The sequence below is a fragment of the Streptomyces sp. NPDC088746 genome (assembly GCF_044751065.1).
Classification (GTDB): domain Bacteria; phylum Actinomycetota; class Actinomycetes; order Streptomycetales; family Streptomycetaceae; genus Streptomyces.
The window spans coordinates 348528-362182 of sequence record NZ_JBIVLA010000006.1 but is presented as its reverse complement, the minus strand read 5'-3'; the positions used below and the strand labels follow the sequence as shown (position 1 = coordinate 362182).

Sequence of the window (13655 nt, the reverse complement as noted above, 5' to 3'; positions counted from 1 at the left end):
CCGTCAAGACCTTGAGCAGCCGCAGCCTCCGATGAGCATGGGGCCTCCACATTCCGACGGGCGCGAAAGCATCGGAAAGGGCATGAAAACCACCCCCCGGCCGGTGGCCGGAGGGTGGTTCCCTGCTCGGGAAGCCTGTTCGTTTCTGGTGACTCCTGTTACCCGAGTGACGACAAGACCTGACAGCGGAACGCGCGCGCCGCTACTTGAGCGCCCCCGCCGTCAGCCCCGCGACGACCTGGCGCTGGAAGACGATGTACGCGGCGAGGACCGGCAGCATCGCCATGACGAGGCCGGCGAAGAGACCCGACCAGTCCCCCTTGTACCCCTGGCTGGTGGCCAGTTCGACCAGGCCCTGGGAGAGCACCTTGCCGTCCGGGTCGGTGTTCAGCACCGTCGGCAGCATGTACTGGTTCCACTGACCGAGGAAGTTGAAGATGCCCACGCTGATCAGACCGGGCTTCGCCATCGGCAGCATCACCTGGAAGAACGTCCGGGTGTGCGACGCGCCGTCGAGCATGGCCGCTTCCGCGATCGATGTCGGCAGGGTCCGGAAGAACGAGGTGAGGAAGAAGACGGTGAACGGCAGCGAGTACGCGATGTAGACCAGGATCAGTCCGTGCACCGAGTTCAGCAGGCCCATGTTGTTCATGACGAAGAACAGCGGGACCAGCGCCAGGATGATCGGGAAGCTCATCCCCCCGATGAAGAGGAAGTAGATGAAGCGGTTCCCCGGGAAGTCGAACCGCGCCAGCACGTACGCCGCCATCGAGCCCAGCAGCAGGGTCCCGATGAGCGAACCGCCCACCACCAGGATGGTGTTGAGGAAGTAGTCGCTCATGTGGGCCTGGTTCCAGGCCCGTGACCAGTTCTCGAAGTGGAGCTTGTCCGGCAGCGACCAGGGCGTCGACAGGATCGAGTCGTCCGTCTTGAAGGACGACATCACCGCCCAGAGCAGCGGCATGACGACGAGTACCGCCCAGATGACCAGCACACCGTGCGAGAAGACGTTGAGGACCTTGCCCTCGCTGCTCTTCGCCGGCTCGCCCGCCGGGAGGTCCGTCTTCGTCACCGGCGAGCGCGGGGCCGGGACGGCGGGAGGAGTCTCAGTGACCTTCATGGGTGCTCACCTCGTACAACTGTCGAGCCGGCCGCCGGGACCGAACTGTTCTGCGCGCCGCCGGTCACCCGGTCGCCGTACCCCGCAACGAACCGCATCAGAACTCCAGCCGCTCGCGCCGGCCCAGCTTCATCACGACGGCCGCGAAGAGCATGGTCACGATGAGCAGGCCGACACCGATCGTGGTGGCGTAGCCGGCCTGGGCGTCCCGGAAGGCCGTCTGGTAGACGTACAGCGGCAGGACGGTGGTGGAGTAGTCGGGACCGCCGGGGCCGACCGTCATGACCTGTACGGCGGTGAAGGCCTCCACCCCGAGCGCCAGGATGCCCATGTAGACCCATCCGGACTGCACGGTGTCCCAGAGCAGCGGCAGCGTGATCTTGAAGAACGTCGTGATGCGGTCGGCGCCGTCGAGCAGCGCGGCCTCGTAGAAGTCCTTCGGAATGGACGCCATTCCGGCGGAGAAGAGGACGACGAAGAATCCGACCGTCGACCAGATCAGCACGACCATCACGCAGTACAGCGCCAGGTCGGGATCGCCGAGCCAGTCCGGCTGGAGGCTCTTGAGGCCCACGGCCTTGAGCGTCGCGTTCAGCATTCCCGAGGTCGGGTTGAACGCGAACTGGAAGAGCAGGGCCACGATCACGATCGACAGGACCTGCGGGAAGAAATAGGCGACCTTGTAGAAAGCGGAGCCCCGCACACCGGCGACCGCGGCGTTCTTACGCCGCCGGCCGCCGACATTGAGCATGAAGGCGAAGAAGAGCGCGAGGCCCAGCGTCACCAGCGGCAGCAGCAGCGCCAGCAGCACACTGTGCTGCAGCGACTTCCAGAAGATGTCGTCGCCGAGCATCCGGCTGTAGTTGTCGAAGCCGACCATCTTGAAGTCGGAGCTCAGTCCGGTCCAGTCCGTGAACGAGTAGTAGATGGACTGGGCGAAGGGCCAGATGACGAAGATGGCGTACAACGCCAGTGGGGCTACCAGGAACCCCACGATGAACCGGTACTTGCCGTGCTGCATCGCTTACCGACCCCGATTTCCGAGCGGGTGCCGCCGCTGGTGACGGTTGCTCACTGGTGCTTGTAGTGCTTGATGGACTGGTCCTTGGCCGCCGCGTCCGCGAAGGCCTGGATCTTCTTGATGGTCTCCGCCGGGGTCGCGCGGCCGGCCATCATCTCGCCGATGCCGGCGATACCGATCTGCTCCTTCTGGAGCTTCGCGTACCAGTCCTGCATGCGCGGGTTCACCACGTTGTCGCCGGCCTTGGCCAGGACGTCGACGCCGGACTGCAGCGCGGTGGAGAGCGTCAGCCCGTCGGTGCCGCCGTTGAAGGCGGTGAGGGACTTGACCGACTTGGTGAAGTTCTTCGAGGAGTCCTCGCTGAGCATGATGCGCAGCTGCTCCATGCCGCCCTCGGGGTTCTTCGACTTCGCCGGCACGATGAACGGCTCACCGCCGGACGCCCAGAGGGTGCCGAAGGGCATCTTGTCGGAGGAGTCCAGGCTGGACGGCGCCCCGACCATCATCTTGAAGTCCTCGGGCGTGGTGGGCGCGGCCTCGTTCTCCACCCACGAGCCGTTCGGGATGAAGAGCGCCTTGCCCTTGGTCCACTCGGTCTGCGACTGGATGTGCGTCAGACCGGGCGTGCCCTTGAGGATGTAGCCCTTCTGGAAGAGCTCGTAGTACGCCTCGAAGGCGGCCTTGACGGCCGGGTCCTTCCAGGCGTTGGGCTCCAGGTTGTCGATCTTGTCGAGGACCTCGCGGCCGCCGATCTTGGCGATGAAGGGGTAGAGCGAGAACGGCAGGTAGTACGGGTACTTGCCCGGGTACGTCCAGCCGGCGATGCCCTTCTTCTTCGCCTTCGCGCAGAGCGCGAGCATGTCGTCCCAGGTCTCCGGGTACGCCGCGTCGAGCTTCTCGAGGTTGGTCTGGGAGTACCAGACGCCGTAGACCGTGTACGCGTAGTACATGATCCAGACCGGGTCGCCGTCGAACTGGCCCATCTCCAGGACACCGGGGCGCAGCGTGTCGCGGACCTTCTTGGCGGGGTCGTCGTAGGACGGGGCGTCCATCAGCGGCGTCAGGTCGGCCAGCTGCTTCTTGCCGACCAGGACACCCATGTCCATCTGCTCGGCACCCGAGTTGTCGATCAGGTCCGGCGGGGTGCCGCCGTTGAAGCGCGGCTGCAGGATCGACTGGATCTTCTCGGTCGCGGAGTGCTTGACCTTGGGTGCCTTGGGGAAGGCCTCGTTGTACTTCTTCTCGGCGTCGATGGCGTACTGCTCGCCGAAGCCACCGTTGAAGATGACGACCTCGAGGGCTGCGGTCTCGTTGACACCGAGCGGGTTCTTCGCGCTCTTGGTGCCCTTCTCGACCTTCTCGTCACTTCCGCCGTCGCTGCTCGCGCACGCCGACAGGAAGCTCATCGTCGGAACAGCGATCAGGCCGAGTGCGGCAGAACGCTTGATCACATCGCGACGGCCAAGGCCCTCATTCGTGCGGCCGGAGGTGGATCCCATGCTCAAGTCCTCGCCTTCTCCAGGACTCAGGCGGTGTACCGGTCACCCGTAGAGAATTCGCCTCAGGCGAAGGGCCCCGCCACCGCGGTCAGTTGCGCTTGGGTCGTGCAGATTGCCGGATTGCCAGATGCAGTGGGGGAGTTCCGGGGGAACGTACGGCAGAACGCCTCGCGGCGCCCACAGCTGTTCCACCCTCCCCCGTGCCCGCGTGCCGTTGTGAAGCGGCTGTGCAGACGCCGACAGGTATAGTCCACTTGCCGCCAACTGAGCAAGATCGAATGCATGGTTGAGCGGCAGTCTTTCCCGAGTTGAGACCTCACGGACACCTCGGCACCGCGCGCCTCCGCACGGAATCGCCTTTTTCCGCAATACGGTCGAATCACCGGCGTCAACACCGCGCAACACCCTTGACACATCCCGTCACTTGGCTCCCTACTGGAACCCGCATCCTCGAATGACAACGTTGTCCAAAGCATGTCCCCGGGAGGAACGGCTCCGTATGCAGCCCCTACGTGGTCCTCAGCACGGCTCTCGCCACAGACACAACCGCTCCGCCGCGGTCCTCGCGGCCTCTCTCGTCCTCGCCCTGGCGGCCCCCACCGCGGCGCTCGCCCAGCCCTCCGGCGCCGCCGAGAAGCCTTCCGGCGACACCTCGTTCAGCTCCTCGTTCGAGACGGACGAAAAGCAGCCGGACTGGCGTAATACCGTCGAAGAAGGTGCTGACGGAAAGAAGAGGGCATCGGGTGTCGACGGCGGGTTCTCCGCCGGAATACCGGGCAATATCACCGATCAGGTCACGGATCTCCGCGCCAGTGGTGAGAACACCGACGGCGGTGAGGTCAAGGAGAACCTGGTCGATGTCGAGCCCGGCACCAAGTGGCTGGCCTTCCAGCCCACGGGCTGGGTCGAGTTCGACCTCGTCGAGCCCACCAAGGTCGTGACGTACGCCCTCACCTCGGCCAACGACCACGACGAGCGGGACCCCAAGGACTGGACCCTGAAGGGCTCCGCGGACGGCAAGACCTGGACGGACCTGGACACCCGGACCGGCCAGACGTTCTCCGAGCGCCTCCAGACCACGTCGTACGACCTCACGACGGACACCGCCTACCAGCACTTCCGGCTGGAGTTCACGAAGAACAACGGCGCGTCCGACGCCCTCCAGCTCGCCGACGTGCAGTTCTCGGACGGGGACACCTCCACCCCCGCCCCCGACGACATGCGCACGCAGGCCGACCGCGGCCCCTCGGGCTCCCCCACCGCCAAGCAGGGCGCCGGGTTCACGGGGAAGAAGGCTCTGCGTTACGCGGGCACGCACAAGCCGGACGGCCACGCCTACTCGTACAACAAGGTCTTCGACGTCGACACGAGGATCACCAAGGACACCCAGCTCTCGTATCTCGTCTACCCGCAGATGGCCGAGACGGACCTCGACTACCCCGCGACGCACGTGGCGGTGGACCTGGCCTTCACCGACGGCACCTACCTGAGCGAGCTGAAGGCCACCGACAGCCACGGCGGGCTGCTCACCCCGCAGGGCCAGGCCGACGCCAAGCGGCTGTACGTGAACCAGTGGAACAAGGTCGCCTCGCGGATCGGGACGGTCGCGGCGGGCAAGACCGTCGACCGGATCCTGGTGGCGTACGACTCCCCCAAGGGCCCGTCGAAGTTCCAGGGCTGGGTCGACGACATCTCGATCGCCCCGAAGGCCCCGGAGAAGCGCAAGGCGCACCTCTCGGACTACGCGTCGACCGTGCGCGGCACCAACTCCAGCGGCGGCTTCTCGCGCGGCAACAACTTCCCGGCGACCGCGGTCCCGCACGGCTTCAACTTCTGGACGCCGGTGACCAACGCGGGCTCCACGAGCTGGCTGTACGACTACGCGCGGGGCAACAACGAGGACAACCTGCCCACGCTGCAGGCGTTCAGCGCCAGCCATGAGCCGAGCCCCTGGATGGGCGACCGCCAGACCTTCCAGATGATGCCCTCGGCGGCCTCCGGCACCCCCGACGCCTCCCGCGAGGCCCGCGAGCTGCCGTTCCGCCACGAGAACGAGACGGCGACCCCGCACTACTACGGGGTGACGTTCGAGAACGGCCTCAAGGCCGAGATGACGCCCACGGACCACGCGGCCCGCATGCAGTTCACCTACCCCGGTGACGACGCGAGCCTCGTCTTCGACAACGTCTCCAACGACGGCGGCCTCACCCTCGACGCGAAGACCGGTTCCTTCACCGGCTACTCCGACGTGAAGAGCGGCGGCTCCACCGGGGCCACCCGGCTCTTCGTATACGGCTCCTTCGACGCGCCGGTCACCGACAGCGGCAAGCTGAAGGGCGGCGGCGGTGACGACGTCACCGGCTTCTTCCGCTTCGACGCGGGCAAGGACCGCAAGGTCGGCCTGCGCCTGGCGACCTCGCTGATCAGCGTCGACCAGGCGAAGAAGAACCTCGCCATGGAGCTGCCGGCGAAGGACTCCTTCTCCGAGGTCCGGAAGGACGCGCAGAAGGCCTGGGACAAGATCCTCGGCAAGGTCGAGGTCGAGGGTGCGAACGCCGACCAGCTGACCACGCTCTACTCCAGCCTCTACCGGCTCTACCTCTACCCGAACTCGGGCTTCGAGCAGGTCGACGGGAAGAGCACCTACGCGAGCCCCTTCTCGCCGCAGACCGGCACGGACACCCCGACCCACACCGGCGCGAAGATCGTCAAGGGTGAGGTGTACGTCAACAACGGCTTCTGGGACACCTACCGGACGACCTGGCCGGCGTACTCCTTCCTCACGCCGAAGCAGGCCGGCAAGATGGTCGACGGCTTCGTCCAGCAGTACAAGGACGGCGGCTGGATCTCCCGCTGGTCCTCCCCCGGTTACTCCGACCTGATGACCGGGACCAGCTCCGACGTGGCCTTCGCCGACGCGTACGTCAAGGGCGTGGACTTCGACGCCGAGGCGGCGTACGACGCGGCGGTCAAGAACGCCACGGTCACCCCGCCGTCCTCGGGCGTCGGCCGCAAGGGCATGGAGACCTCGGTCTTCACCGGTTACGCGAACACCGAGACGCACGAGGGCCTGTCCTGGTCGCTGGAGGGCTACCTCAACGACTACGGCATCGCGCAGATGGGCCAGGCCCTCTACAAGAAGACGAAGAAGCAGCGCTACAAGGAGGAGTCCGAGTACTTCCTCAACCGCGCGCAGAACTACGTCAAGCTCTTCGACGACAAGGCCGGCTTCTTCCAGGGCAAGAAGCCGAACGGCGACTGGCGCCTCCCCTCCGACCAGTACGACCCCCGTGTCTGGGGCTACGACTACACGGAGACCAACGGCTGGGGCTACGCCTTCACCGCCCCGCAGGACAGCCGGGGCCTGGCCAACCTCTACGGCGGCCGTGACGGTCTGGCGAAGAAGCTGGACACGTACTTCTCGACCCCGGAGACGGCCGGTCCCGAGTTCGTCGGCTCGTACGGCGGCGTGATCCACGAGATGACCGAGGCGCGCGACGTGCGGATGGGCCAGTACGGCCACAGCAACCAGGTCGCGCACCACGCCACGTACATGTACGACGCGGCCTCGCAGCCCTGGAAGACGCAGGAGAAGGTCCGCGAGGTCCTCGGCCGTCTGTACACCGGCAGCGAGATCGGCCAGGGCTACCACGGCGACGAGGACAACGGCGAGCAGTCGGCCTGGTTCCTCTTCTCCTCGCTCGGCTTCTACCCGCTGGTCATGGGCAGCGGTGAGTACGCCATCGGCTCGCCGCTCTTCACGAAGACGACCGTGCACCTGGAGAACGGCCGCGACCTGGTCGTCAAGGCTCCGAAGAACAGCGCGACGAACATCTACGTCCAGGGCCTGAAGGTCAACGGCAAGAAGTGGACCTCCACTTCGCTGCCGCACGACCTGCTCGCCAAGGGCGGCGTGCTGGAGTTCGACATGGGCTCCAAGCCCTCGGCATGGGGCACGGGCAGGAACGCGGCCCCGGTCTCGGTCACCAAGGACGACAAGGTGCCGACGCCGAAGGGCGATGCGCTCAAGGGCGACGGCGCGCTGTACGACAACACCTCTGCCACCTCGGCCCCGGTCGAGTCGGTGGACCTGCCGGCCGCCGAAGGCACGAAGGCCGTGCAGTACACGCTGACCTCGGCCACGGCGGCGAAGGCCCCGACGGGCTGGGTGCTGCAGGGATCGGCGGACGGCACGTCCTGGAAGGACATCGACAAGAGGTCCGGCCAGACGTTCGCCTGGGACAAGCAGACCCGGGTGTTCTCGGTGCAGGCACCGCAGGCGTACGCGAAGTACCGGCTGGTGAGCACAGCCGCCGCGACGCTGGCGGAGATCGAGCTGATCTCCTGACCGCCTGAGGGGAGTTACGGAGCCGGGGGCCGGCCGTCCGCACGAGCGGGTGGCCGGCCCCCGGTGGCATGATGCTCCGCATGGCTCCACGGACATGGGCGCGGATCACCGGACGCGCGGCTCTCGCCGCCCTTCTCGCGGTGGCCTTCGCACCGGCCACCGCGACCGCGTCGGACGCGGTCTCACTGAGCTTGAAGGACGTCCCGCGCACCATGGTCGTCTACAACGCGGACGAGGGCGCCGAGGCCACGAACGGGGACTTCCAGGTGCCGGTCGCCGTCGTCCCCGGCAACAAGGAACCGGCCCGCGACATCAGAGTCGTGGTGGACGCGTCGGGGCTCAAGAACATCGCCCGCGTGGTCGAGGGCGGTTACGGGAACTGCACCGGCGGCGGCTGGGTCTACACCTGCGAGTACGGCACGCTCCGGAACGACGGTGAGAGCAACGCGCCCTTCGACATCGTCGGGCTGGACGGCGTGAAGCCGGGCGACAGCGGCACGGTCACCTACACCGCGAGCGCCGGGAACGCGGCACCCGTCACCGGCACCACGCGCATGGTCGTCGGCGGCCCCACACTGGACGCGCCCGGCGAGGAGCTGAAGGTCAGCGGTGTCGGGCCGGGCCGACCCGCCCCGCTGACACCGGAGTTCGCCAACCACACCCGGTTCACCGCGGACCGGGGCGTCGCCCTGCACCTCACCGCGGCCGACGGCCTCACCCTGGAGAACCGTCACAGCAACTGCTACTACGAGGGCGCCTCCCCCACTTCCGCGTGGTGCGTGTTCCCCACGAAGGCCGCACCGGGCACCGCGTACCGCACCGGCGCCCCGCTCGCCTACGTCGCCGCGGAGCGCGAACTGTCCGGCACGCTCTCCTACACCTGGTCGTCGGCCCCTACGAGGCCCGCCGGCCACACCGTGCGCGGTACGGGTGCTCCCCTCACCTTGGTCCGCGCGGCGGACGGCCGGTTCGACGGCGTCAACGGGACCGTCCGGGTCGCGACCACGGTCCAGGCCGACTACCGGCCGGTCACCGGGACCGTCCGTGGACGCGTCGGCGACACGGTGGAGGTACGGCTCGGGGTGCGGGACCTGGGCCCCGGCAAGGTGCAGGGCGACGAGGTGAAGGGCCGGTTCGAGGTGGTCCCGCCGGAGGGCACCACGGTCACCTCCGTCCCGTACTCCTTCGAGGACAGCGACCTGAAGTGGGGGTGCGAGCAGCCGAAGAAGCCCGGCGGGGCGTTCGTCTGCGACCTCGGCGGTGAGGCGTTCGCCTGGGCGGAGGACGACGGCACGACGTCCCTCGTGTTCCACGTCCGCATCGACCGCCAGGTCTCGGGTGCCCGGGGCACGATCCGGGCGTACAACCCCTACGACCGCACCCCCGGCAACGACACCGCGGTCATCCCGCTCGACGCCTCGCCCGCCCCGGCCTACCGGGCCTTCCTGCGCCCCGTCGTCTGGGGCTCGATCACCGCGGGTGTTGTCGTGGCCCTTGCTCTGACGGCCGCGCACCTGCGCCGTCGGCGTCGGTCCGCCTGATCCGGCCTCCCTTTTCCGGGCACTCGGGCGGTTTCCGCCCGGGGATCCACTGACTGCTATCGGCTAGTCAGGGTACTTTTGGGCGTTTTTACGGTGTCCCGACAGACTCTTTTGACGATCCATGTCATCTCTTAGGCGATCAGGTGATCAGTACGACAATCATCTCGGCTTGAAGGAGCCCAGCATGCGCATTTCCACTTCCGTCCGCTCCCGCGGCGCCCGCACGGGCGTCACGATGGCCGCTGCGGTCGCCGTCGCCGGTGCCACCCTCGCCGGAGCCCCCGCCGCCTACGCCCTGCCCGGGGACAGCGGCGACATCGAGGTCACCTCGGTCGGCTGGCACTCACGTGGTGACCGCGACGGCGTCGAGGTCTGCAAGTTCGTGCTCAAGGCGAGCAACTTCGAGTCCTTCCCCTCCGTCCCCTGGACGATCACCGAGCAGCCGCCCACCGTCCCCCCGGGCGACACGCTGCTGGGCACCCTTCCGCTCGTGAACGGCCAGGCCCGCAGCCAGCAGTACCTGCTCCCGGAGGGCACGTACCAGCTGGTGTGGACCGTCCCGGCGGGCCCGAAGCAGAGGAGCTTCGAGGTCGACTGCTCGCGTCCCGCCCAGGGTAGCGGCCAGAACGGCAACCGTGAGGACGAGGGCGGCCGGGGCTCGTCCGAGACGGGCGCCCAGGCGGACAAGGGCGCGGAGGAGAGCGGCGAGAAGGGCGCCTCCGAGATCTACGAGAAGCCGTCCGGCGCGGTGCCGGCAGGTGGCGGCGGCGTCCCGGAGATGGAGAGCGTCAGCTCCGAGGGCGAGTCGAACGTCGGCACCTCGGCCGCGCTGGTCGCCGGTGCCGCCGGTATCGCGGGGCTGATCATGGTCCGTCGATCCGCGCGCCGTCGTGCCCGCAACGAGGCATAACCCGCGCGGCCGACGGCGACGACGGGGACCGAGCCGTGCATGCCGGCTCACGATCACCCTGTGCGTGACCTTCTCGCTGGTGACCGGCGTCGTGTGGGCGAGTTCCGGCTCGCCCGAGGACGCCTCGTCGGTCACCGCCGCCCGCGGCAGCGACGCCGCGGGCGGCGGGGCACCGCCGTTCAGGAGGGCACCGCACAAGCCGCAGAAGACGGTGCCCGCATCGCACGCCCCGCTGGTGCACTCCCGGCCGGTGAAGGTCGCCGTCCCCGCGATCTTCATCGAGGCCCCGGTCACCGGTCTCGCCCTCGACAAGAAGGGCAGGCTCGGCGCCCCGCCGCTGAGCAAGCCAAAACTGGTCGGGTGGTACCGCAAGGGCCCGTCCCCCGGAGAGGCGGGAACCTCGCTGCTCGTCGGTCACAGGGACACCGCGACCGGGCCGGCGATCTTCCTCAACCTCAACGCCCTTCGCCGCGGGGACACGGTGAAGGTCACCCGGGCGGACAAGCGGACCGCGGTGTTCACCGTCGACGAGGTGAAGACCTACACCAAGGACGAGTTCCCCGACGACAAGGTGTACGGCGCCACCGGCCGTCCGGAGCTCAGGCTCCTGACGTGCGGCGGGCGCTTCGACAAGAAGAACGGCTACTCCGCCAACGTCGTCGTCTTCGCCCACCTCACTTCTCTGAAGAAGAAGGCGGCCTGAAACCGGGCACGCCGCACGGAACCGGCCGGTACCTCGGGGGCGAGGTACCGGCCGTCCGCCGTTGCGCTAATCTCCCCGCACGCACGTACACACGTGCGAAGGGGGGAACTATGAGCCGGGTGGGACGAGGGCTGCGACGGGCTGCCTGGGCCTCGGGCGTCATCGGGGCATTGCTGCTGGTGGGGCCCGTGGCGCTGTTCGCGACGGGCTACACGTCGGCGGAGGTGTCCGGCAGTTCCATGGAGCCGACGTACTCCATCGGCAAACGCGTACTCCTCCAGCGGATCGACGCGGATGAGGTACGGCGTGGGGACGTGGTCCTGTACCGCGTGCCGGAGCGCTATCAGGGTCTGGCCACGCTCGGACGGGTGATCGGCGTCGGTGGGGACCGTGTCACACAACAGCCCGGCGGGGCCGTGACCTTGAACGGCACCACGCTCACCGAGCCGTACGTCAGGGACGGCGATCCGTCCGGAATGGCGACCGGTTACGACGTGGTGGTCCCCGAAGGACGCCTCTTCGTGCTCGGCGACTTCCGCGCCAACGCCAGGGATTCCCGCTCCTTCCTGGACGACCGGTCGGGCACCGTACCGTCGACGACCGTTGTGGCCCGGGCCCTTGACGACCGCTCGGGCCCCGTGAGGCTGGGGCTGACGATGCTGCTCGGTCTGCTGCTGCTCGTCGCCGCACTCGTGTCGGGGATTGCCGCGCGGAGGAAGCGCCGGCCACCCGTCCGGGTGATGTCCACGGAAACCTGGCATACCGGGGTGGGGTAGCCGATACCTTCCGCAGCATGCCGCTGCCGAAGGACCTGGACCCGTACGCCAATCCCCGTGCCTTCTACGGCGCTGAGCTGCGCCGCCTGCGCGAGGCGGCGGGACTGTCGCAGAACGAGCTGGGTGAGCGGGCGTTCTGCTCGGGCACCTACATCGGGCTCTTCGAGGCGGCCGAGCGGCGACCGCAGGTGGATATGTCCCGGAGGTTCGACGAACTACTGGGCAGCGGTGAGCACTTGGAGCGGCTGAGCCTGCTGGCCCAGCAGGCGAAGGTCGCGGACTACTTCGCGGACGCTGCGGAGCTGGAGGCACGGGCCACGAGCATCTGCGAGTACGCGCCGATGCTCGTGCCGGGCGTGCTCCAGACACGGGACTACGCGAAGGCCGTGACCCGGGCAAGCCGACGGCTGGCTTCCGAGGAGACGGTGGAGGGCCAGGTCGGTGCACGCATGGAACGTGCGGGCATGCTGCTGCGCGACACGCCCCCGATGTTCTGGGCGATCCTGCACGAGGCCGCCCTGCGCGTGCCTGTCGGCGGCTCAGGCATCATGTCAGCTCAGCTCACGCGCCTGGTCGAGGTGCCCAGGACACACCCCCACGTGGTCGTCCAGGTCCTTCCGTTCGCCGCGGGAGTGCACCCCTTCCTGAACACGATGGTCTCGCTGATGTCGTTCGCTGACGCCCCGCCGGCGGCGTACACGGAAGGCGCGTACTCCGGTCAACTCACTGAGGACCCTGGGCTGGTAGCTGACACCCAGGCCGCATACGATTTGGCGCGGGCCATGGCCCTGTCACCGGAGGCCTCGCAGGCCATGCTCGTATCGGCAGCGAAGGAGCACGCAGCTCATGGGAACCGCCCCTGATCCCCGTACGACGGTCTGGCGCAGGTCGACCTACAGCAACGGCGACGGTGGCAGTTGCGTCGAGATCGCCGACGGCTTCCCCGGCCTCGTCCCCGTCCGCGACAGCAAGGCCCCCGACGGCCCCGTGCTGGCGTTCGGGGCCGCCCGCTGGGCGCAGTTCGTGGAGGCCCTCAGGGTCGGCTCGCTCTGAGGCCTGTCATCCGATGGCGTTGAACAGCCTCTCCGGCAGCGCCATGTTCAGCGCCTTCACGACCGGCTTGCCGTGTTCCGTGCCGAGGCGGGAGACCGCGCCCGTGGCGAGCTGGAAGAGTTCCCCGCTCGCGGGGGTCAGCCGCAGGTAGCGCGCGGTGAGCACGCGCAGGAAGTGCGAGTGGGCGACGAGCGCGATGTCCGCCTCGCCGAGACGGGACGCCGCCGCGCGGACCTCGGCCAGGATCCGGTCCGCCCGGTCGCCGACCTCCTTCGGGCTCTCCCCCGGGTGCTCCTCGGGGCCGGGCGCGACACCGTCGGTCCAGAGGTTCCAGTCGGGGCGGGTGCGGCGGATCTCGACCGTGGTGATGCCCTCGTACGCCCCGTAGTCCCACTCCCGCAGGTCCGGTGTCTCGCGGGGTGCGGGCAGACCCGCCAGTTCGGCGGTGCGGCGGGCGCGGAGGTAGGGGCTGACCAGGGTGAGCCCGATCTCGCGTTCGGCGAGGAGCGGGACGAGGGCGCGGGCCTGGCGTTCGCCGAGTTCGGTGAGGGGCAGGTCGGTCCAGCTCGTGTGCTGCCCGGACCGGGACCACTCGGTCTCGCCGTGCCTGATCAGGATCAACTCGCCCATGGATGCTTCCGCTCTCTGTGCCGTACTCGAGGGTATGTACCGCTGGTGCCAACC

Annotated in this window: 11 protein-coding genes; 7 read left to right on the top strand and 4 right to left on the bottom strand. The window is 68.2% G+C overall.

Going from position 1 to position 13655, the window contains the following annotated elements; genetic code table 11:
* Positions 1 to 202: 202 nt before the first annotated feature.
* From ACIP63_RS26600 to ngcE, 3 genes are all read right to left on the bottom strand, one after another.
* Complete coding sequence (locus ACIP63_RS26600; RefSeq protein ID WP_401520256.1) at positions 203 to 1120, bottom strand: carbohydrate ABC transporter permease; 918 nt, start codon at positions 1118 to 1120, stop codon at positions 203 to 205.
* Between the two features lie 97 nt (positions 1121 to 1217).
* On the bottom strand, positions 1218 to 2141 hold the full coding sequence (locus tag ACIP63_RS26595) for a carbohydrate ABC transporter permease (protein ID WP_401520254.1): 924 nt from the start codon (positions 2139 to 2141) through the stop codon (positions 1218 to 1220).
* A gap of 50 nt (positions 2142 to 2191) precedes the next feature.
* Complete coding sequence (gene ngcE / locus ACIP63_RS26590; RefSeq protein ID WP_401520251.1) at positions 2192 to 3640, bottom strand: N-acetylglucosamine/diacetylchitobiose ABC transporter substrate-binding protein; 1449 nt, start codon at positions 3638 to 3640, stop codon at positions 2192 to 2194.
* A gap of 499 nt (positions 3641 to 4139) precedes the next feature.
* Between ngcE and ACIP63_RS26585 the strand changes: the two genes are divergently transcribed.
* The 7 genes from ACIP63_RS26585 (at position 4140) to ACIP63_RS26555 (ending at position 12971) form a co-directional block, all read left to right on the top strand.
* Positions 4140 to 7988: a GH92 family glycosyl hydrolase gene (locus ACIP63_RS26585; protein ID WP_401520249.1), complete on the top strand. Its 3849-nt coding sequence runs from the start codon at positions 4140 to 4142 to the stop codon at positions 7986 to 7988.
* A gap of 80 nt (positions 7989 to 8068) precedes the next feature.
* Positions 8069 to 9529: a hypothetical protein gene (locus ACIP63_RS26580; RefSeq protein ID WP_401520246.1), complete on the top strand. Its 1461-nt coding sequence runs from the start codon at positions 8069 to 8071 to the stop codon at positions 9527 to 9529.
* Positions 9530 to 9713: 184 nt separating this feature from the next.
* Positions 9714 to 10439 carry a hypothetical protein gene (locus tag ACIP63_RS26575; protein WP_401520244.1) on the top strand — a complete coding sequence of 242 codons (726 nt, stop codon included), beginning with the start codon at positions 9714 to 9716 and terminating at the stop codon, positions 10437 to 10439.
* Between the two features lie 64 nt (positions 10440 to 10503).
* The gene (locus tag ACIP63_RS26570) at positions 10504 to 11142 is read left to right on the top strand and encodes a class F sortase (protein ID WP_401520242.1); all 639 of its coding nucleotides are present in this window, start codon (positions 10504 to 10506) and stop codon (positions 11140 to 11142) included.
* 110 nt (positions 11143 to 11252) lie between these two features.
* Positions 11253 to 11918 carry a signal peptidase I gene (gene lepB / locus ACIP63_RS26565; RefSeq protein ID WP_401520239.1) on the top strand — a complete coding sequence of 222 codons (666 nt, stop codon included), beginning with the start codon at positions 11253 to 11255 and terminating at the stop codon, positions 11916 to 11918.
* Between the two features lie 17 nt (positions 11919 to 11935).
* Positions 11936 to 12781, top strand: coding sequence for a Scr1 family TA system antitoxin-like transcriptional regulator (locus ACIP63_RS26560; RefSeq protein WP_401520237.1), 846 nt, complete (start codon positions 11936 to 11938; stop codon positions 12779 to 12781).
* Positions 12765 to 12971, top strand: coding sequence for a DUF397 domain-containing protein (locus tag ACIP63_RS26555; protein ID WP_401520236.1), 207 nt, complete (start codon positions 12765 to 12767; stop codon positions 12969 to 12971). The genes ACIP63_RS26560 and ACIP63_RS26555 overlap by 17 nt, the downstream gene beginning before the upstream one ends.
* Positions 12972 to 12977: 6 nt before the next feature.
* Here ACIP63_RS26555 and ACIP63_RS26550 read toward each other — a convergent pair whose 3' ends face one another.
* A complete protein-coding gene (locus ACIP63_RS26550) occupies positions 12978 to 13601 on the bottom strand; it encodes a histidine phosphatase family protein (protein ID WP_401520234.1) in 624 nt (207 codons plus the stop codon).
* Between the last annotated feature and the right edge of the window lie 54 nt (positions 13602 to 13655).